Raw genomic sequence first — 21,077 nt, 5'->3', positions numbered from 1 at the left:
ATGGCCGAGCCAACATCGCTTCTTCTTCCAGATACCGGTGAGCCGGGCTTTGGCATTTACATTCATTGGCCGTTTTGCGCAGCCAAATGCCCCTATTGTGATTTTAACAGCCACGTCCGCCACCAAAAGGTGGATCAAGTGCGCTTTACCGCTGCTTTCTTGAAAGAGATGGAGCGGATGCGCAGCTTAAGCGGCCCTAAAACCGTCACCAGCATTTTTCTGGGCGGCGGCACGCCATCGCTGATGGACCCATCGACGGTGGGCGCATTGCTCGACGGTGTTGCCAAATATTGGACCATGCCGCGCGGCATTGAAATCACCATGGAAGCCAATCCCACCAGCGTGGAAGCCGAGCGGTTTCGTGGCTACCGTGCGGCAGGCGTCAATCGCGTTTCCTTGGGCGTGCAAGCGCTTAATGATGCGGATTTGAAATTTCTGGGCCGAATGCATTCGGTTGAAGACGCCTTGAAGGCGGTCAAGCTGGCGCGCGAGATTTTTCCGCGCATGTCCTTTGATCTGATTTATGCCCGCCCCAATCAAACCATTGCTGCTTGGGAAGAAGAGCTGAAGCAAGCCATTTCTTATGCGGTGGATCATTTGTCGCTCTACCAGTTGACCATCGAGGAGGGCACGCCCTTCTTTGGCCTGCACAAGGCTGGAAAAATCATCACCCCGGATGAGGAGCACGCCGCACAGCTCTATGAAGCCACACAGGAGATCACGGCCCGCGAAGGACTTCCGGCCTATGAAGTGTCGAACCACGCCAAACCCGGCGCAGAAAGCCGCCATAACCTGACCTATTGGCGCTATGGCGATTATGCGGGCATTGGCCCTGGTGCCCATGGCCGCCTGACACGCGGCCATGATAAAATGGCAACCGTAACCGAAAAGCACCCGGAAACCTGGCTGGAGCGGGTCGAAAAGGATGGCGATGGCATGATCGAGCAGGATCTGCTGGGGCCTGATGAGCAATCTGATGAACTGCTATTGATGGGCCTTCGTCTGCGCGAGGGTGTTGACCTTGCCCGCTGGCAGCAGCTGTCTGGCCGCGATCCTGATCCTGAGCGCGAGCAGTTTTTACTGGAACACGGTTTTATCGAGCGTCTTGGAAATTCCCGCCTGCGCTGCACGCCCAAGGGTATGCTGGTGCTGGATGCGGTGGTGGCTGATCTGGCCTGCTGATCTGGGTTGCCGATCAGGAATACTGCGTCCCGTCATCGGGACGCAGAAAAGCTTCGCTGTAACCTATCAGAGGCTGAATTTTTCACCCAGATAGAGTCGGCGCACATCGGGATTGTTGACGATGTCGTCTGCCCGGCCATGGGTCAGCACTTCGCCCGCATGGATAATATAGGCACGGTCAATCAGGCCCAAGGTTTCGCGCACATTATGGTCGGTGATCAACACGCCAATGCCACGCGCGGTCAAATGGCGCACGAGGTTTTGAATGTCGGACACAGAAATCGGATCCACACCGGCAAAGGGCTCATCCAGCAGCATGAAAATCGGATCGGTTGCCAGCGCACGCGCGATTTCCAGACGCCGCCGCTCGCCGCCCGAGAGGGCAACGGCGGCTGATTTGCGCAGCTTTTCGATGTGAAATTCGGCGAGCAACTCGTTGAGCTTATGCTCGCGCTTGTCCTTGTTCTTCTCATGCAATTCAAGAACCGCACGGATATTGTCTTCCACCGACAGGCCGCGAAAAATCGAGGCTTCCTGCGGCAGATAGCCAACGCCCAGGCGCGAGCGCTGGTACATGGGCATGGAGGTGACGTCATTGCCGTTGATGGCAATGGTGCCGCTGTCCACCGGCACCAGTCCGGTAATCATGTAGAAACAGGTGGTTTTGCCAGCACCATTGGGGCCAAGCAGACCCACGGCTTCACCACGGCGCACCACAAGGGAGGCACCGTTGACCACACGCCGGGTGTTATAGGTCTTGGTCAGACCATGGGCAATCAACGTTCCGTCATAGCGGTTCTTCTCGCGTTCACCCGATGAAGGAGACGCGGGGTTCTCGCCCGATGCCGGAGGTTTTGAATTTAAACCGGGAATTTTCACTTAAAGATCCGAAATCATTGTTTTTGTTGGGACTTAGGATCCAGCTGAATCTGCACCCGCTTGCCGCAGCTATCCAGCTTGGCTTCTCCGGATGTCATGTGAACCGTCAGCTTACAGCCAACAAACACGTTGCCACCCTCTGAAAGTACCACCTTGTTGCCGGTCAGGGTAAAGATCTGACTGTTCATGTCAAAGTGGCCCTTGTCGGCGGTTGCCTGCTGGGTGGCGGTGTTGAGAATAACATCGCCCATGACATCGATTGTATCGATCTTGGCGTCGCCACTGGTCACGGCAGCCCCTTGACCCTTGTATTTCACCACCATGTCCTTTGAGCGCATGGTTGTGGTGCCCTGAACAACCTTCACATTGCCGTTGAAGTTGGCAGTGTTGGTCTGTTGGTGCACCTCGAGATTATCGCTCTCGATCTGGATCGGCTTGTCACCGGACAGTTTGAGCCCGTCCATATTGCTGGAAGTTGACTGCGCAAAAGCTTGACCCGCCATCGCACTCAGGCATAGGCCTGCTGCAACCATGGTGTGGGCAAAGCAAAAGGAAATGCGACGGTGGCTTTGCGTCATGATCTGTTCTCAATTGCCCGGTGTTTTGAGGGTGGCGGGGTCGATGCTCAGCCGAACCCTACCGTTAAATGTAATGTTCTGCCCTTTATCTGTCATATCCATGGACTGCGCAATAAGAGATGACGCTTTCATAATAATCGTCACCACCTGATCCGTCTTAAGCTTTCCCGCCTTCACGTCAAGATCACCAGATTGAAACATGGCGTCAACGCCGCTGGACATGTGAATCCGGAAGGGTTTCGTCAACGTCATCTTGTCTGTGGCGCGGTTGTAGGTGCCACTCTCGGCCGTGATATCGGCGGATGCGCTCTCATTGACCGGCACGGTTGCCGTAATGTCTTCAAGGGTGATGAGATTGGGGTTTTTAATATCCTGCAGGGCGCGCAGGGCCTTCATGGAGTAGGGCGAACCGTTCGAGTTGAGGCCGGCGATGGCAGGCTTGGCCATCACCACTTTGCCATCCTCGATGTTCACGCCTTCAATCTTGATGTTTTCAGGCAGGTAGGTTTTGACAATCGATACCACCACAAAGCCCAAAGAAAGAAGCACGGCAAGCGCAGGAAGAACGATGCGCAATCTGCGCACACGCTTTGAATGGCCAATCGCTTGATTGTAAGGAGCGTCCATCGTTTGTTTTCTCACCTTTCGTGAGCCTGCGTCTACACGTTTTAGCATGTCCCGGAGTTCCGTCGATCGTGTGTCTGCCCGTTATTCGGGATCTGCTGTTTTCAATCTATGGCTTAAGTATTAGGCAAGAGTGAACACGGCGCGTTACAGGCGCTATGAATTCTTGAAGGCCGCAAATTCCTTATGCGTTGCAAATATGGATTTTTTCAAGTCGTTTACAAGCTTTGATTTGACGATGAACGGAAGTCATCACTATCGCGTCCATCAATTGCCGGTTCTGAAGATTTTTTCCAGCGGTTTTGTTGTTTTGGGCTTAAGCGATTGATTATTCCAATTTTTTATGATGTTTTACGTCGTTGAGAGATTGCCGGAGTGAAGCGCCTGCCGCTTGCGACAGACGGTGATGGCGAAAATGTTTGAATTCAACATCCTTTATTTTACAGGGGGTTATCGTGATTAAATCCGAGCTGGTGCAAATCGTTGCGGCCCGCAATCCGCATCTTTATCACCGCGACGTGGAAAACATCGTCAATGCTATTCTGGATGAGATCACCGATGCATTGTCCTCGGGAAATCGCGTGGAGCTGCGTGGTTTCGGAGCGTTCTCGGTGAAAAACCGCCCGGCGCGCACGGGCCGCAATCCGCGCACCGGTGAAACCGTGTTCGTTGAAGAGAAATGGGTTCCTTTCTTCAAAACCGGCAAGGAATTGCGCGAGCGCCTTAATCCTGGCATGGATGATGAAGAAGATGATGATGCCGATTGATGCATGACTGCATTGATCTGTTGGCTGATCCGGTCTGTTCCGTAAGGTGGATCGGTCAACGGGCTTGCTGCGGGGCCAATGCGTTGCGGCAATCCCCTCTTTGTAAGGCGTGATCAGGAGAAACATGATGTTTAAGAAGCTCGTCAATATTGTCATTCTGGTGCCGCTTGCGATCATTCTGGTCGTCTTGTGCGTGGCCAACAGGCAATGGGTGACGCTGGCCTTGAACCCTTTTCGTCCTGAAGATCAGCTGTTGTCGACCTCGGCACCATTTTTTGTCTTTCTGTTGCTGGCTTTTCTGGTGGGTGCATTGGTTGGCTCCGTTGCAACATGGGTTGGTCAGGCAAAGCACCGTAAACGTGCCCGCACAGAGGCCATGGCGGCTATGAAGTGGCGCGGAGAAGCGGATCAGCAGAAGAAACGTGCCGAGCAAATGGCATCTTCGGCCACCAGCCCGTCTTCCTCTGTTGGCCCATCGACTGTTGGCCCATCGACTGTTGGTTTGTCGCGATTGCCATCCCACTAGGCTTTGGCACGCTCTGATTTGGCCACTCGGTTTTGTGCGGCTCAGTTTCTTTTCGCGATGGCCCTCTTTTTCCGATGGTCAATGAATGCTATGGGCGCGCTTTGCGCATCATTCCTTCCCCCGGAAGAGAGGTTAGGAATATGCAGTCGATATAAAGAGTGATAGCCAGCCTTTGTGTGCCATAAAAGGTGCAGGGCGCTGCAGCCTTTAAACACCGGAAAGCCGATCTGATCGTGAAAGAAAAGTCCCGCCGCGCCGCGCCCAAGCGCCCCAGTTCCTCCTCGCGCCCGATGCGCGCCGGTGAGAAGCCCTTTCGTGCCAGTAAGCCAAATACCGGCAAGCCAGAGGCTGGCAAATCCGATTCCAGCAAGCGAGATGTTGTCAAATCCAGCGCATCCAAGCCGGTGAAATCTCAGGTTCATGCCCCCAAACAGGGCATGGAAGCCAAAAAGTCCGAGCCTGACAATCATTCCGAGGCCGCGTCTGCGGCGGCTGTGGTGCCGCTGCAACTGCGCCAGGGCGCACTTCCGCGCGAAAAATTGCCGCTGATTCTCGAATCCCTCGGTGCTGGCGATTTCCATGTGATTGATAGTGGTCATGGCCTCAAGCTTGAGCAATACGGTCCCTATCGTATTGTGCGTCCCGAGGCGCAGGCGTTGTGGCCTCCGGCTTTGCCAGCGCATGTGTGGGACAAGGCGGATGCCATTTTCACCGGCGATACCGATGAGGATGGCATGGGCCGCTGGCGTTTTCCACGCGAAGCGCTTGGAGAGACTTGGCCTTTGTCGCTGTTGGGTGTCGATTTTCTCGGTCGCTTCACCGCTTTTCGCCATGTCGGCGTCTTTCCAGAGCAAATTGCCCATTGGACTTGGATGAAAGAAACTATCGAGCGGGCGGATCGTCCGCTGAAAGTGCTCAATCTGTTTGGCTATACCGGTGTTGCCTCGCTGGTTGCCGCTGCCGCAGGGGCTGAAGTGACCCATGTCGACGCCTCGAAAAAGGCGATTGGCTGGGCGCGTGAGAACCAGACCTTGAGCAGGCTGGACCGTGCGCCTATCCGCTGGATCTGCGATGATGCGATGAAATTTATTCAGCGCGAGGCGCGGCGCGGCCATCACTACGATATTATTCTGACCGATCCGCCAAAGTTTGGCCGTGGGCCAAATGGTGAGGTGTGGCAATTGTTTGATCATCTGCCAATGATGCTATCGCTGTGCCGCGACATTCTCTCACCCAAAGCGGCGGGTCTGGTGCTGACCGCTTACTCCATTCGCGCCAGCTTTTACGCCATTCATGAATTGATGCGCGAGACTATGCGCGGCAAGGGTGGATTGGTGGAATCGGGCGAACTTGTGCTGCGCGAGGCGGGCCAGGATGGCAAAACGCCTGCGCGCGCCCTTTCAACATCGCTGTTTAGCAGGTGGGTTCCCAAATGAGTGATGGTTTTAACGACACAGCGGCGCGCGGCAACGGCTCCGTGCGTGTTGGTCAGGTCAAGGAAGTGACCAGCCTTGCCAATCCGATTGTCAAAGACATCAAGGCGCTTTCGCAAAAGAAGACCCGCGATGAGACAAAGACCTTTCTGGCCGAAGGCCTGAAGCTGGTGATTGATGCCGCCGAACTCGGCTGGACCTTGCGCTATCTGATCTATTCCAAGGCAGCCAAAGGCAAGCCGCAGGTGGAAAAAATTGCGGCAAAGACCGTGGCGCAGGGCGGCATGGTGCTGGAAGTCAGCGAAAAGGTCATGGCGTCCATTACCCGCAAAGACAATCCGCAAATGGTGGCGGGCGTGTTTGATCAGCGTTGGAAAGCGCTGAAAAACGTATCCCTCAGTGAAGGAGAAACCTGGGTGGCGCTGGATCGCGTGCGCGATCCCGGCAATCTCGGCACCATCATCCGCACGGCCGATGCGGCCGGGGCCTCTGGCGTCATGTTGATTGGCGATAGCACCGATCCCTTTGCCATGGAAACCGTACGCGCCACCATGGGCTCGATTTTCGCTCTGCCTCTGGTCAAGACCACAGTGCCGGAATTTCTGGCATGGAAGGTGCAAGCTGGCGTCAATGTGGTTGCTACCCATCTGGCGGGCGCAAAAGATTATAGAACAGTCGATTACAAGCGCCGCCCGGTGGTGGTGCTGATGGGCAACGAGCAATCGGGCCTGCCGGAAGAGCTGGCCAGCAAGGCGGATAGCCTTGCGCGTATTCCGCAGGCCGGTCTTGCGGACTCCCTCAATCTGGCCATTGCCACCGGCGTCATGCTGTTTGAAGCGCGGCGCCATCTTTTGACATTGGATGATGTGCAATGACGGCCTCTCGCCCCTTGCTGTCGCGCCCGGCTGTCGCCATTGGTTTGATTGTTGCATTGCTCTGCCTGGATCAGGCGGTGAAATATGCCGTTGAAGTGATGCTGCCCATGCATGAACTGGTGCCGGTCATTCCCATGCTCGGCTTGTATCGCACCCATAATCTGGGTGTGGCCTTTTCCATGCTGTCGCATCTCGATAGCTGGGTCATCATTGTTTTGCGTTTGGTGATCGTTGGCTTCGTCGCCTGGCTCTGGCGCAACACCCGTGCGGATCATCAATTTGCGCAAGTTGGATATTGTCTCATTATCGCCGGTGCCTTTGGCAATATCATCGATCGTTTCACCTATGGCTATGTGGTAGACTATGTTTTGTTTCATACTGAAACATGGTCCTTTGCGGTCTTTAATCTCGCAGACAGCCTGATCACGGTTGGCGCTGGCCTCATTCTCTTGCAAGAGCTATTGGTAGGGTTGCGCAACAAGCGCTAACAGGCAGTTGTATTTTTACCTGTGCAGTGCAATGATATGCTTGATGCTGCTGTGAAAACCGATGAGAGACGGGTTTTATCGTCTCCACGGCTCAACCAAAGTGGGCGACAATGCACGTGAAGATGCAGGAAAACCACTCGTCTATGGCGAGTTCCGAGCTTGTCAGAACACGGCTTTTGGCAACCGTCAGCCATGAGATGCGCACGCCCCTCAATGGCATTCTCGGAATGGGACATCTTCTCGCCCGCACCGATCTCTCACCCGAGCAGCGCAACTATCTTTCCGGCATTGTGCAGGCGGGCGAAGCCCTGCAACAGCTGGTGGCCGATCTTCTCGATTACAGCGCCTTGGAGACCGGGCATTTCGAGCTGCATGCGCAGACCATTTCACCCCGGCGTTTGATTGAAAGCGTGGTGGAGATGTTGGCCCCGCGCGCCCATGCCAAGGGCATTGAAATCGCCGCTTTTGCCGATGCCAATGTGCCGGAAGATATCCATATTGATGTCGCGCGCCTGCGGCAGGTTCTGTTTAATGTTATTGGTAATGCTGTCAAATTTACGGTTGAGGGCGGCGTTCTGGTGTCCTGCGCCTGCGATGGCGATGAGTTGGTGGTGCTGGTGCGCGACACCGGACCCGGCATGACACCGGAAGAGCGCACCCGTTTGTTTGTTGAATTCTCGCAAGGGGGCGATCAGGTTCAACGCAGCGGTGGCACGGGGCTTGGTCTGTTTATCTCGCAACAATTGATGATTGCGCTGAAAGGGGCCTTGTCGATCACCGAGACAGCACCGGGCGAGGGCTCGTGCTTTGAAATTCGCTTGCCAAATCGATCCGCCTCCCGCGAGGCCATTGCGCCAACGCGTGCAAGCCTGCTGCACGGTTCAACCGTGTTGTTGCTGGCTCCACTTGGCCCGTCTGCCCAAGCTGTTGAGCAGACGATAAAAGCGCTCGGTGGCACGTGCTTTACTGCGGAAACGGCCGATGCGGCTGCCGCTCGTTTGCAGGCCATGGATGCCGCTGGTGATGCCTTGACCGATGTGATTGTCGATCATCGCTGTATTTGTGATTATGATGCCAGGCTGTCACCCTTGTTGTCCAACGGGCGCAAGGTGCGCAGGATTTATCTGGTCAATCCTGAAGAGCGCCCTTTGCGCCCCCTCACGGGCTTTGAGGCGTGGCTTATTCGTCCTTTGCGCGAACAGACCTTGAGCGATGTGCTGCGTGGTTTGATGAGTGGCGTTGATGCCGCCCATGTTGATCCCGCTCATGGTGATATGGGCCATCAGGGTCTGGCTGCTGACGAGCTGGCAAGCAAACCGCCTGCCTCCCTGAATGTGCTGGTGGGCGAGGATGATTTCGTCAATGCCACCTTGCTGCGGGCTGTGTTGCAAAAGGCGGGGCATGTTGTCGGGCAGGTCAGTGACTTTGATGCCCTGCGCCGTGAAGTTGCCGCCGATACTGGGGCTGCGATTGATCTGATCATCACCGATCTCGGCATGCCCGGCGGTGAGGGCGGATCGGTGATTCGCTACATCAGAATGATAGAGCAGCTCAAGCAGCGGTCGCGTTGCCCTGTTTTGGTGCTGACGGGAGATTTGCGTGTCAGCGCGCGGGCTGAGGCGCTGGCCAGTGGTGCCGATCTTGTTTTGCAAAAGCCGGTGAACCCGGAGCGGCTGTTGAATGAGATTCAGTCGCTGATGACACAGCATCGTGCCCGGCTTTCTCTCTGAAAAGCCCTTTCCTGTGAAGCATGCCCTTTGAAGATCGGGTGCAGCAAGGTGTCAGCTCATCATCAGCCTGTCGCATTCGCTTGAATTTTTCGCAAGTTGTGACAATACTTGATCGCAAGACAGGAATGTTGACAGACAGTGTAAAGTTGATGGAGCAAGACAGCGTGATATTGAAATTCGACTACCGCTGAGGCATACCCCTGAAAATCAAAGGGATATATGCTTTTGATTCTTATGTTTCATGGAATTGTGATGTTAAGATGAGAAAGTCACGAATTGTGACGTTTTGTGTCAACATCTTGTCGTATATCCGTGTTTAACACGTCTTGTTTAATAGCGCCGGATGGATCCGCCATGACAGTCGAACTTCTTGATCGTCTCGAAAACGCCAAGGCCAATCGTCTCGCAGGAGAGGTTGACGGGCGTGAAAGTGATGTTTTTGGACGACTAGGCACCCTTGAGGTGCGACTTGCTCGAAATCCGTCAGAGGTGAAAGCCTCTCAGGCGATGCGATATCGGATTTTCGTAGAGGAAATGAAGGCTCGCCTGCCCAGCGAAGCCATGCGCTTGAAGCTTGATTTCGACGCCTTTGATGACATCTGCGATCATCTTCTCGTGCTGGATCGTGCAATCGAGGGTGATCCTGAAGATCAGATTGTCGGCACCTATCGCTTGCTGCGCCATGAAGTGGCGCTTGCCAACTCAGGTTTTTATTCCGCGTCAGAGTTTTCCATTGAGGCCTTGCTGGAGCGCCATCCTGAAAAGCGCTTCATGGAGCTTGGACGCTCCTGTGTGCTTCCCGATTACCGCACCAAGCGCACGGTTGAACTGCTGTGGCAGGGCAATTGGGCCTATTCGGTGCGCCATAATATTGATGCGCTATTTGGATGCGCGTCTTTTCCGGGCGTTCAGCCTGAAAAGCATGCGCTGGCGCTGTCATTTCTGGCCCAAAACGCCTCTGCGAAAGACGAGTGGGCTGTCTCCGCCCGGCCAGAACTGTTTCGCGCAATGGATCTGATGCCTTCTGAGATCGTCGATGCCCGCCGCGCTGTCGCCTCCATGCCGCCTCTGGTAAAAGGCTATTTGCGCATTGGCGCGATGATTGGCACGGGTGCCGTGATTGACCATGCTTTCAACACCACCGACGTGCTGATTGTCTTGCCACTCACCAGCCTGTCTGGTCGGTTCCTGAACTACTATGGCGCGTCTGGCCGTTTCTCAAGCTGACATCCTCGTGCAGGTCTTCCGGTGGAATGACGAGGTCTGCCAACTGACGCTGTGACATTCTTTCATGGTATCTATCCCATGGAAGAGCAGGCGTGACTTGTGAAAAGAAAGCTCTCGTCATCCATTTTTTGGCGATAGAGGCAAGCTTCATGGTGGTCCGCTCCCTGTTGCGTCGGGTTTTTCCGAAAATCTGTTCTCACGGCCCTAAGCTGTGTGGTCAAAGCGGGTTCAATTTCTGAATTATGGCCCCTTGATGCAATTGAGAGTTTGCGGATTTGACTGTAGGTTTTCTATATGAAAAACCTGAACCTCGTGCATCTCAATGGATTGCGGGCCGTGGAGGCCGTTGGACGCCTGGGGTCGCTGCAAGCGGCGGCTGATGAACTTGGGGTGTCGATTGGTGCGGTCAGCCAGCAAGTCATCAAAACCGAGCAGCAATTGCACCTGCAATTGTTTGAGCGTACCAGCCGGGGCATGGTGGTAACGGCGGTAGCAGAAGCCATCATTGCACGTTTGAACGAAGGATTTCGTCATCTGAATGGCGGTGTTGGCCTTGCCCTCAAGGGCGATGATACCGTGTTGACGATTTCCGTCGCCCCTGTTTTTGCAGCCCGTTGGCTTGTTCATCGCATCACAGCTTTTTCAGAGCGGTTTCCAAACATCAGTCTGCGCATGGAAGCCAGTGATCGGCTGGTTGATCCGGCGTCAACGGATGTGGATGTGTGCGTTCGTGTCGGACGCGGACAATGGCCGGGCGTGCATGCAGAATTGTTGCATGAGCAACGGGTGTTTCCGGTCTGCACGCCGCATCTGGCGCGCCACCTCAAAGGGCCAGAAGATCTGCTTGATTTGCCTGTGATCGTTGACGGGCGGGCCATGTTTACCTGGGATCTCTGGTTGTCGTCGGTTGGTTTGCAGGGTGGAGCCATGAAAACGCGCCATGTTTTCAGTGAGGCATCGCTTTGTCTGGATGCTGCTTTGGCGGGTCAGGGCGTTTTTCTGGCGTGGGAGACCATTGCTTCGCATCAATTACAGCAACAGCAATTGGTGGTGCCGTTTGGCCCGGCGATCAAAACAGGGCTTGCCCATTATTTTGTGTCCGCACAAGGTGCCCGTCGCAGTGCCAAGGTTGAGACCTTCAAACGCTGGGTGCGCAGTGAACTGGAGGAAGATATTGCGCGTCTTCGTGCTGCGGTGCCTGCCTTGAATGGTGACGCTTGAGCACTCTGTCGTGAAAGCTTGTTGTGGGCAGGGTGGCTGCTTTTGTGGCGCGTGGTTGTCAGAGGCTCAGCAATGCCGTTAATGTCTGGCAAACCTCATTGAAGCGAAATATGAAGCCGTGACCATTATCAATGCTGCCGGACAAGATGTTTTGAATACTGCGATGCTGACATCAGAGGAAAGCCGTGCCACGGCAACGCCGATGATGGAGCAGTATATTGAGATCAAGGCCAATAATCCTGGCTCCTTGCTGTTTTATCGCATGGGCGATTTTTACGAGCTGTTTTTTGAAGATGCCGTTGATGCATCGCGTGCGCTTGGCATTACGCTGACCAAGCGCGGCCAGCATCTGGGTCATGATATTCCTATGTGCGGTGTGCCTGTGCATGCATCGGACGATTATTTGCAGCGCTTGATTGCTCTGGGCTTTCGTGTGGCAGTCTGCGAGCAGCAGGAAGATCCGGCGGAGGCTAAAAAGCGCGGCTCCAAATCTGTGGTCAAGCGCGGTGTGGTGCGGTTGGTGACGCCGGGCACGCTGACCGAAGAAAAACTGCTGTCACCCTCTGAGACCAATTATCTGATGGCACTGGCCCGTGTGCGGGGCGGGGCGGAAGAGCTGGCCTTGGCGTGGATTGATATTTCCACCGGCGTTTTCCGATTGGCCGAAACCAATGCCACCCGGCTGTTGGCCGATATTTTCCGCATTGATCCGCGCGAAGTGATTGTTGCCGACAATCTGATGCAGGACCCTGAGCTCAAACCCGCATTCGACGTTCTGGGCCGTGTGGTGGTGCCGCAGCCGGCTATTTTGTTTGATAGCGCCTCGGCAGAGGGCCGCATAACCCGCTATTTTGCCGTGCAGACGCTGGATGGGTTTGGCAGTTTCTCACGGCCGGAGCTTGCGGCAGCAGCCGCTGCCATTGCCTATGTTGAAAAAACCCAAATTTCCGAGCGGCCACCGCTGGGCCTGCCGGAGCGGCAATCATCATCATCAACGATGTTCATTGATGCGGCCACGCGTGGCAATCTGGAACTGGTAAAAACCCTGTCTGGTCAGCGTGAAGGCTCGTTGCTCAATGCGATTGATCGCACCGTCACCGGCGGCGGGGCGCGGTTGATGGCAGAGCGCCTGATGTCACCTTTGACGGAAGTGGACGTCATTGCCGACCGGCAGGATTCTGTTGCCTATTTCCTCACCGATAATTTCTTGACCGAGCGGTTGCGCGAGTTGTTAAAGCGCGCGCCCGACATGCCGCGGGCCTTGTCGCGCTTGGCGCTGGACCGGGGCGGTCCGCGTGATCTGGCCGCCATTCGCCAAGGTCTGGTGACGGCTGCGGATGCAGCAGGCCTGTTGCGCGGAGCCATTTTGCCAACCGAGCTTGCCACGGCACTGAGCGATCTGGAAATGCCGCCACCATCTTTGGAATATCTGCTCAGCTCCATGCTGGCCGATGAGCTACCACTTTTGAAGCGTGACGGCGGCTTCTTGAAAGAAGGGGCGGATGAGGCGCTGGATGAGGTGCGCGCCCTTCGCGATCAGTCCCGCCGGGTGATTGCCGGGCTGCAATTGCAATATTCCGAAGAAACCGGGGTGAAATCGCTCAAAATCAAGCACAACAATGTGCTTGGCTATTTCATTGAGGTCACCGCCAACAATGCAGGTCCTTTGACGGAAGGCGATGCAAAAGCCCGCTTTATTCATCGCCAATCCATGGCCAATGCCATGCGCTTTACCACCACCGAGCTTGCCGATCTCGAAAGCCGCATTGCCAATGCGGCAGGCCAGGCGCTGGAGATCGAGCTTGCCGCCTTTGAGCGCATGCGCTTGGCCGTGGTGAGTGAGGCGGAAGCGATTAAAAAAGCTGCGCGCGCTTTGGCGGTGATGGATGTAGCGGCAGGTCTTGCCGTTTTGGCCGAAGAGCAGGGCTATTGCCGGCCATTGGTCGATGACAGCCGCATGTTTGCCATTGTCGCCGGGCGTCATCCGGTGGTGGAGCAGGCGTTGCGCAAACAGGCGGCAAGTCCGTTTATTGCCAACAATTGTGATCTATCGCCGAAATCCGGCCAAAAAGGCGGTGCCATCTGGATGCTGACCGGCCCGAATATGGGCGGTAAATCGACCTTCTTGCGCCAAAATGCGCTGATTGCGATTTTGGCGCAAATGGGGTCTTTTGTGCCAGCGGGTTCTGCCCATATCGGCATTGTTGATCGGCTGTTTTCGCGTGTTGGGGCTTCCGATGATCTGGCCCGTGGCCGCTCGACCTTCATGGTGGAAATGGTCGAAACGGCGGCCATTCTCAATCAGGCTGGTGAGAAATCGCTGGTCATTCTCGATGAAATTGGCCGTGGCACCGCCACCTTTGACGGGCTTTCCATTGCCTGGGCAACGGTTGAGCATTTGCACGAGGTCAATCGCTGCCGCTCCTTGTTTGCCACCCATTTTCATGAGTTGACGGCGCTTTCCGAGAAGCTGGATCGGCTGTCAAACGTCACCATGATGGTCAAGGAATGGCAGGGTGATGTGATTTTCCTCCATGAAGTGGGGCCGGGGGCGGCAGACCGCTCTTATGGTATTCAGGTGGCGCGCTTGGCGGGACTGCCAGCGGCAGTGGTGGAGCGGGCACGCAATGTGCTGAACCAGTTGGAAGAGACGGACCGTAAAAATCCGGCCAGCCAGTTGATTGATGATCTACCACTGTTTCAGGCCACCATGCGGCGCGAAACCCCGCAAACGGCAAAGGCATCCGCCGTGGAGGACGCTTTGCGCAAGCTGGATCTGGATGAGCTGACGCCAAGGCAGGCAATGGATGCGCTTTATGAGTTGAAGAAACAACTTGGCAAGGCTTGATTTGTAATATGTTGCTTGGAGCGCCCAAAAAGCGCTAAACCCGTTATGATGAAGAGCTGCTTATTGATAAGCAGCTGCAAACACGATCCGGACGATGATGACCAAGCACGATGTACCTGACGCGACACTTCCCGATTTCAAGGCATTGGAAGCGGAGTGCATGTCTATTGTCAAAAAGACCGGCAAGGTGCTGGACAAGCGGGCGGCTTTGTTGCCGCTTTTGAAAAAGGCAAGCATGGATGGTCGCGAGGCGGCGCGCCAACATCTGATCGCCAATGGCAGCGGCCTTGAATGTGCCGAGATGATTTCGGATGTGCAAGACAAGCTGATCACGCTGGTGCATCGTATCGTGGTCGAAACCGTCTATGAGGGAACCGCCTCGGAATTTGCGGTCGCGGCCGTTGGCGGCTATGGTCGCAGCACGCTGGCTCCCGGTTCTGATATTGATTTGCTGTTTTTGCTGAGTGCAAAATCCTGCCCCAATGCCAATAAGGCGGTGGAGTTTTTGCTCTATATTCTCTGGGATCTTGGCTTCAAGGTCGGCCATGCCACCCGCACGGTGGAAGAATGCATCCGCCTGTCGCGCACCGATATGACCATTCGCACAGCCATTTTGGAAACCCGCTTTATTTGCGGCGAGGTGCTTTTGGTGAGCGAGTTGCAAAAGCGGTTTGATACGGAAGTGGTGGAAAAAACCGCCCATGAATTCATTGCCGCCAAGCTGGCCGAGCGCGATGAGCGCCACCGAAAGGCGGGCGATACCCGCTATCTGGTCGAGCCGAATGTCAAGGAAGGCAAAGGCGCGCTTCGCGATCTGCACACGCTGTTCTGGATTGCCAAATACTATTACCACATCTCCGATCCTGCCGATCTGGTCAAACTGGGCGTGTTGTCGCGTCAGGAATGGCGGATGTTTCAAAAATCCGACGATTTCCTGTGGGCTGTGCGCTGCCACATGCATTTTGCCACCGGCAAGCCGGAAGAGCGCCTGTCGTTTGATCTCCAGCCGGAGATTGCTCAAAATCTTGGCTATCATGCGCGCCCCGGCCTTTCAGCGGTTGAGCGCTTCATGAAGCATTACTTTCATGTGGCCAAAAACGTCGGTGATCTGACCCGCATCATCTGCGCAAGCCTTGAAGAGAAGCAAGCCAAGGCGGCACCGGGGTTGACGGCCGTGATTGGCCGCTTTGCCAATCGCCCGCGCCGCATTCCCGGAACACCAGAATTTATTGAAGACAAGGGCCGTATTGCGCTGTCGGGACCGGATGTGTTCACCCGTGATCCCATCAATATCATGCGCTTTTTCTATGTGGCCGATTTGCATTCGCTGGAGCTGCATCCGGATGCGCTGAAGGCCATCACCCGATCCTTGCCGCTGATTGATGCTGATTTTCGCGAAAACGAAGAAGCAAACCGGCTGTTTTTGTCGATTCTGACCTCCAAACGCGATCCCGCGCTTATGCTGATCCGGCTCAATGAGGCGGGCGTGTTGGGCAAGTTCATCCCCGATTTTGGTCGTATTGTTTCGATGATGCAGTTCAACATGTATCATCACTACACCGTGGATGAGCATTTGATCCGCTCTGTCGGTGTGCTAGCCGAGATTGATCAGGGCAAGCATGATGATATCCATCCGCTGGCGGTGAAATTGATGCCGAGCATCGAAGAGCGCACCGTGCTGTTTGTGGCGGTGCTTTTGCATGATGTGGCCAAGGGGCGCCAGGAAGATCACTCGATTGCCGGAGCCAAGGTGGCGCGCAAGCTGTGCCCGCGTTTTGGCCTGAATGAAAAGCAGACCGAACTGGTGGTTTGGCTGATCGAGCAGCACCTTTTGATGTCGATGGTGGCCCAGACCCGCGATTTGAACGATCGCAAGACCATCACCGATTTTGCCGAGAAAGTGCAATCGCTGGATCGGTTGCGCATGCTGCTGGTGCTGACAGTCTGTGATATTCGCGCCGTTGGCCCCGGCGTGTGGAACGGCTGGAAAGGCCAGTTGCTGCGCACGCTGTATTATGAGACCGAGCTTTTGCTCTCGGGCGGGTTCTCAGAGAGCCCGCGAAAAGAACGGGCGAAATATGCCGCCGAGCAATTGGCAGCCGCCCTGTCTGGCTGGAGCCAGAAAGACCAGAAAACCTACACAAAGCTGCATTATCAGCCCTATTTGCTGACGGTATCGCTGGAAGATCAGGTGCGGCACGCCAATTTCATTCGTCAAGCCGATAAGGCAGGGCAGGTGCTGGCCACCATGGTGCGCAGCCATTCCTTCCACGCCATCACCGAAATTACCGTTCTTGCACCTGACCATCCGCGTCTTCTGTCAATAATTGCTGGAGCCTGTGCGGCAGCCGGGGCCAATATTGCCGATGCGCAGATTTTCACCACCACCGATGGCCGTGCACTGGACACCATCTTGATCAACCGCGAATTCGACATTGATGAAGATGAAATGCGCCGTGCCAACACCATCAGCAAGATGATTGAAGATGTTCTGGCCGGGAAAAAGCGCCTGCCAGAAGTGATTGCCACCCGCGCCAAGGCCAAGAAGAAAAGCAAGACCTTTACCGTCAAACCGCATGTGACGATTGCCAACAGCCTGTCCAACAAATTCACGGTGGTGGAGGTGGAATGCCTCGACCGCATCGGTCTGTTGGCCGAGGTCACGGCGGCGTTTTCAGATCTGTCTTTGGATATTCATTCGGCCCGCATCACCACCTTTGGCGAAAAAGTGATCGATACATTTTACGTCACCGATCTGGTTGGTCAAAAAATTACCAATGAAAACCGTCAGGCCAGCATTGTATCTCGCCTCAAAGCGGTCATGAATGAGCAGCCTGAAGATGCCAGAGGCAAAATGCCCTCCGGGGTTTTGCCGCCGGTGAATGTAAAAGCACCTTTGCCCCAGAAGAAGGCCCGCGCCTGACATGTCCCTTGTCAAAAAGTTTATGACAGTCGGTGGTGCCACGCTGGGCAGCCGACTTTTCGGCTTTGCCCGCGAAACGGCCATGGCAGCCGCCCTTGGCACCGGGCCGGTGGCCGATGTGTTTTACGCCGCCTTTCGCTTTCCCAATCTGTTTCGCCGCTTGTTTGCTGAAGGCGCGTTTAATGCTGCCTTCGTGCCGCTGTTTTCCAAAGAGATTGAAGAAAACGGGCTGGACGGAGCCAAGCGCTTTTCAGAGGAAGTGTTTGGTGTTCTGTTTTCGGTGCTGATGCTGATCACCATCGTCATGGAATTGTCCATGCCGCTTTTGGTGCGGTTCATTATCGCGCCCGGCTTTGTTGATGATGCCGATAAGTTTTCGCTCACCGTGCGCCTTGCCGTGGTGATGTTTCCCTATCTGATGTGCATGTCGCTCACCGCCATGCTCAGCGGCATGCTCAACTCGCTGCATCACTTTTTTGCCGCCGCCGTGGCTCCGATTTTCCTCAATCTGGTGATGATCTCGGCACTGGTTTATGCGCTCTATCATGGTGCAGAGCCGGTGGATACGGCCTGGTATCTGTCGTGGTCGGTGCTGGTGGCCGGTGTCTTGCAATTGCTCGTGGTCTATATCGGCGTGCGCCATGCCGGCATCAGGCTTGGTTTTCGCTGGCCGAAATTCACCCCAAATGTAAAGCGCCTTCTGATTTTGGCCATTCCCGCCGCCATCACCGGCGGCGTCACCCAGATCAATCTGGTCATTGGTCAGGCGATTGCCTCCAGCAAGGAAGGGGCCATTGCCGCCTTGCAATATGCCGATCGTATTTATCAATTGCCGCTTGGTGTGGTTGGTGTGGCGGTGGGTGTCGTGTTGTTGCCGGAATTGGCACGGGCGTTGAAATCGGGCCATGAGCGCGAAGCATCCACCATTCAGAATCGCTCCATTGAATTCGTGCTGTTTTTAACCCTGCCAGCCGCCGTTGGCCTTTGGGTTCTGTCAGACGATATTATTCGTGTCCTTTATGAACGCGGAGCCTTTACCGCGCACAACACCAGCGTTGTTGGGGCAATTTTGGCATGGTATGGCTTGGGCCTGCCCTTCTTTGTGATGATCAAGGCGCTTCAACCGGGCTTTTATGCCCGAGAAGACACCAAAACACCGATGCGCTTCACCGGGGTATCTGTCGTGGTCAATTCGGGCCTGTCGATTGCGCTCTTTCCGATCCTGCAAGAACGCGGCATTGCCATGGCCGAAGCCGCAGCCGGGCTGATCAACACGGTGTTGCTGTTTACCATGCTGCTCAAGCGGGGGCACTTGCAGCCGGATTGGCCTTTGCTATCACGCGCACTGCGCCTGTTGGCATCAGCTTTGGTCATGGGGGCGGTTTTAATTGCCTTGTCGGGATATTTCTCGCCCTACCTGCAACCGGGCGCGCATTTCCTGCATAAAACCGTGGCTTTGTTTGTACAGATTGCTCTGGCCATGGTGGTGTATTTTGGTCTCGCCTTTGCCATAGGCGGTGCGGATCTTGGCATGCTGCGTCGAAATTTGAAGCGCAAACCGAAAGTGAAGGCCAATGACGGATAAGCTGGTAAAACACATTGCCGCCGTGACGGTGATGGTGGACGATTATGATCGGGCGCTTTCCTTTTACTGCGACACGCTTGGCTTTATCTGCCGGGTGAATGACGATCTGGGTGAGGGCAAGCGCTGGGTGGTGGTCGCACCAAACGGCACGAGTGCCGGTCTTTTGCTGGCCAAAGCAGATAGTGAGACGCAAAGGGCCGCCATTGGCAATCAGGTTGCAGGCCGTGTTGCCTTTTTTCTGCATACCGATGATTTCAGGCGTGATCATGCAGCGTTTATGGCCAAGGGTGTGCGCTTTCACGAAGAGCCGCGCTTTGAGCCCTATGGCACGGTTGCCGTCTTTGAAGACCTCTATGGCAATCTCTGGGATCTGATTGAACCAAAGGGCTGATGATCTCTGAGGACCATCGGTCACAGAAACATCGCTTGAATCCCGCACAGCACCTGTGCATAAGGCGGTATAGTCCTAAAATCACGAGGTATCAGGCCCTCCACAAGCCTGTTTGAGGTCGATCATGAGTGAATTCAAGCCGCTTGTTTTTTCCGGCGTTCAGCCAACCGGCAATCTGCATCTGGGCAATTACCTCGGTGCCATCCGCAAGTTTGTCGCCCTGCAAGACAACAACGACTGCATCTATTGCGTTGTTGATCTGCATGCGCTGACAGCGCAGCTGGTGCATGAGGATATGCGCGGCCAGATCCGCTCGATTACGGCCGCCTTTCTGGCAGCCGGTATTGATCCGAAAAAGCATATTGTTTTCAACCAGTCACAAGTGCCGCAGCACGCCGAACTGGCCTGGATTTTCAATTGCGTGACGCGCATGGGCTGGATGAGCCGCATGACCCAGTTCAAGGACAAGGCGGGTAAGGACCGCGAACAAGCATCGCTTGGCTTGTTTGCCTATCCCAGCCTGATGGCCGCAGACATTCTGGTTTACCGCGCCACCCACGTGCCGGTTGGCGATGACCAGAAGCAGCATCTGGAACTGACCCGCGATATCGCCATGAAGTTCAATCTGGACTTTGCCGAGCAAATCCGCCCGACCGGTTTGGGCGTTGACATCACGGTTGGCAACGAGCCGGTGCACGCCTATTTCCCGATGGTGGAGCCGATGATTGATGGCCCGGCTCCGCGGGTGATGAGCCTGAAAGACGGCACCAAGAAAATGTCGAAGTCGGATCCCTCGGATCTGTCGCGCATCAACCTGATGGATGATTCGGAAACGATTTCCAAAAAGATCCGCAAGGCCAAGACCGATCCCGATGCCTTGCCAAGCGAGGTTGATGGCTTGAAGGGGCGCCCGGAAGCCGACAATCTGGTGGGTATTTATGCAGCCCTTGCCGACAAGACCAAGGCCGACGTGCTGGCCGAGTTTGGCGGTCAGCAGTTTTCGGTTTTCAAACCGGCTCTGGTGGATTTGGCGGTTGCTGTTTTGGCCCCGATCACCGATGAAATGCGCCGCTTGGTGGCTGACCCCGGCCATATCGATGCCGTGCTGCGCGATGGTGGCGAGCGGGCCAGAGTGCGCGCTGAAAAAACCATGACGGAAGTTCGCGACATTCTTGGCTTCGTGCGCTAAGCTGCGTGCGTCATAATGAGGATGACAATGAGGGCGAAAGACCTCATTGTCATTTGTCAAGATTGTGGATCGCTGGAAACTCCGGCATGGCAGACAGGGGAAACCATGGTTTCAAAGCGTCTTTCGCGTCTTGATGGACACCGCCGAAAGTTTCTGGCGGTGATTGACGATACGCCGGAATGCTCAAGGGCCGTGCATTATGCTGGCCGGCGCGCTAAAAATTCCAATGGCGGACTGGTCTTGCTCTATGTGATTCCAGAGGGTGACTTCCAGCAATGGCTGGGCGTGGAAGAAATCATGCGCACTGAGGCCAGAGAAGCGGCAGAAGCTGTGATGGCAAAATCAGCGCAGACCGTGCGCGAAACCATTGGCATCGAGCCGGAAATTGTCATTCGTGAAGGCAATGCCGCTGACGAAATTCTGAGTGTGATTGAAGACGATCGCGATATTGCCATTCTGGTGCTGGCCGCGGGCTCTGCCAAGGATGGTCCGGGTCCGCTGGTCTCGATGATTGCAGCCCGCACGCAAGCCTTTGCCATTCCCGTCACCGTTTTGCCAGATAATCTGACCAATGAGGAAATAGACGCACTCTGTTAAAACGCGCATTGTGC

General features: G+C 55.3%; 18 protein-coding genes. 15 read left to right on the top strand and 3 right to left on the bottom strand.

Annotation, left to right across the window (positions count from 1 at the left end; genetic code table 11):
* A complete protein-coding gene (gene hemW / locus BJF95_RS08750; protein ID WP_075639074.1) occupies window positions 1–1,182 on the top strand; it encodes a radical SAM family heme chaperone HemW in 1,182 nt (393 codons plus the stop codon).
* 66 nt (window positions 1,183–1,248) lie between these two features.
* Here the strand turns inward: hemW and lptB are convergent, their stop codons facing one another.
* The 3 genes from lptB to lptC form a co-directional block, all read right to left on the bottom strand.
* Window positions 1,249–1,962, bottom strand: a complete 714-nt coding sequence (gene lptB / locus BJF95_RS08745) for an LPS export ABC transporter ATP-binding protein (RefSeq protein ID WP_245297284.1) — start codon at window positions 1,960–1,962, stop codon at window positions 1,249–1,251.
* Between the two features lie 113 nt (window positions 1,963–2,075).
* Window positions 2,076–2,639 carry an LptA/OstA family protein gene (locus BJF95_RS08740; RefSeq protein WP_075639072.1) on the bottom strand — a complete coding sequence of 188 codons (564 nt, stop codon included), beginning with the start codon at window positions 2,637–2,639 and terminating at the stop codon, window positions 2,076–2,078.
* Between the two features lie 9 nt (window positions 2,640–2,648).
* A complete protein-coding gene (lptC, locus tag BJF95_RS08735; protein WP_245297272.1) occupies window positions 2,649–3,266 on the bottom strand; it encodes an LPS export ABC transporter periplasmic protein LptC in 618 nt (205 codons plus the stop codon).
* A gap of 452 nt (window positions 3,267–3,718) precedes the next feature.
* On the opposite strand from lptC, the gene BJF95_RS08730 reads away from it, so the two are divergent.
* From BJF95_RS08730 to BJF95_RS08665, 14 genes are all read left to right on the top strand, one after another.
* Window positions 3,719–4,030, top strand: a complete 312-nt coding sequence (locus BJF95_RS08730) for an integration host factor subunit beta (protein WP_075639070.1) — start codon at window positions 3,719–3,721, stop codon at window positions 4,028–4,030.
* Between the two features lie 127 nt (window positions 4,031–4,157).
* Window positions 4,158–4,556, top strand: coding sequence for a DUF1049 domain-containing protein (locus tag BJF95_RS08725; protein WP_139317444.1), 399 nt, complete (start codon window positions 4,158–4,160; stop codon window positions 4,554–4,556).
* Window positions 4,557–4,789: 233 nt separating this feature from the next.
* Window positions 4,790–5,992 (top strand): class I SAM-dependent methyltransferase, encoded by a 1,203-nt coding sequence (locus BJF95_RS08720; RefSeq protein ID WP_075639346.1) that lies wholly within the window; start codon window positions 4,790–4,792, stop codon window positions 5,990–5,992.
* Window positions 5,989–6,864: a TrmH family RNA methyltransferase gene (locus tag BJF95_RS08715; protein ID WP_075639068.1), complete on the top strand. Its 876-nt coding sequence runs from the start codon at window positions 5,989–5,991 to the stop codon at window positions 6,862–6,864. Before BJF95_RS08720 ends, BJF95_RS08715 begins: the two co-directional genes overlap by 4 nt.
* A complete protein-coding gene (gene lspA, locus BJF95_RS08710) occupies window positions 6,861–7,352 on the top strand; it encodes a signal peptidase II (RefSeq protein WP_075639067.1) in 492 nt (163 codons plus the stop codon). Before BJF95_RS08715 ends, lspA begins: the two co-directional genes overlap by 4 nt.
* A 110-nt stretch (window positions 7,353–7,462) precedes the next feature.
* A complete protein-coding gene (locus tag BJF95_RS08705; protein ID WP_083638760.1) occupies window positions 7,463–9,082 on the top strand; it encodes a hybrid sensor histidine kinase/response regulator in 1,620 nt (539 codons plus the stop codon).
* A gap of 354 nt (window positions 9,083–9,436) precedes the next feature.
* Complete coding sequence (gene olsB, locus BJF95_RS08700; RefSeq protein WP_075639065.1) at window positions 9,437–10,309, top strand: l-ornithine N(alpha)-acyltransferase; 873 nt, start codon at window positions 9,437–9,439, stop codon at window positions 10,307–10,309.
* A 294-nt stretch (window positions 10,310–10,603) separates the two neighbouring features.
* Complete coding sequence (locus BJF95_RS08695) at window positions 10,604–11,530, top strand: LysR substrate-binding domain-containing protein (protein WP_075639064.1); 927 nt, start codon at window positions 10,604–10,606, stop codon at window positions 11,528–11,530.
* A 163-nt stretch (window positions 11,531–11,693) separates the two neighbouring features.
* Window positions 11,694–14,378, top strand: coding sequence for a DNA mismatch repair protein MutS (gene mutS / locus BJF95_RS08690; protein WP_139317459.1), 2,685 nt, complete (start codon window positions 11,694–11,696; stop codon window positions 14,376–14,378).
* A gap of 97 nt (window positions 14,379–14,475) precedes the next feature.
* The gene (locus BJF95_RS08685) at window positions 14,476–17,301 is read left to right on the top strand and encodes a [protein-PII] uridylyltransferase (RefSeq protein WP_075639344.1); all 2,826 of its coding nucleotides are present in this window, start codon (window positions 14,476–14,478) and stop codon (window positions 17,299–17,301) included.
* 1 nt (window position 17,302) lies between these two features.
* A complete protein-coding gene (murJ, locus tag BJF95_RS08680) occupies window positions 17,303–18,886 on the top strand; it encodes a murein biosynthesis integral membrane protein MurJ (protein WP_075639063.1) in 1,584 nt (527 codons plus the stop codon).
* Window positions 18,876–19,277, top strand: coding sequence for a VOC family protein (locus tag BJF95_RS08675; RefSeq protein ID WP_075639062.1), 402 nt, complete (start codon window positions 18,876–18,878; stop codon window positions 19,275–19,277). Before murJ ends, BJF95_RS08675 begins: the two co-directional genes overlap by 11 nt.
* 124 nt (window positions 19,278–19,401) lie before the next feature.
* On the top strand, window positions 19,402–20,466 hold the full coding sequence (trpS, locus tag BJF95_RS08670; protein WP_075639061.1) for a tryptophan--tRNA ligase: 1,065 nt from the start codon (window positions 19,402–19,404) through the stop codon (window positions 20,464–20,466).
* Window positions 20,467–20,571: 105 nt separating this feature from the next.
* Window positions 20,572–21,063: a universal stress protein gene (locus BJF95_RS08665; RefSeq protein WP_075639343.1), complete on the top strand. Its 492-nt coding sequence runs from the start codon at window positions 20,572–20,574 to the stop codon at window positions 21,061–21,063.
* Window positions 21,064–21,077 lie beyond the last annotated feature (14 nt).

The organism is Rhizobium oryziradicis (genome assembly GCF_001939045.1).
Taxonomy (GTDB): domain Bacteria; phylum Pseudomonadota; class Alphaproteobacteria; order Rhizobiales; family Rhizobiaceae; genus Allorhizobium; species Allorhizobium oryziradicis.
The sequence above is the reverse complement of the archived record's forward strand: the minus strand, read 5'-3'. Positions and strand labels throughout refer to the sequence as shown.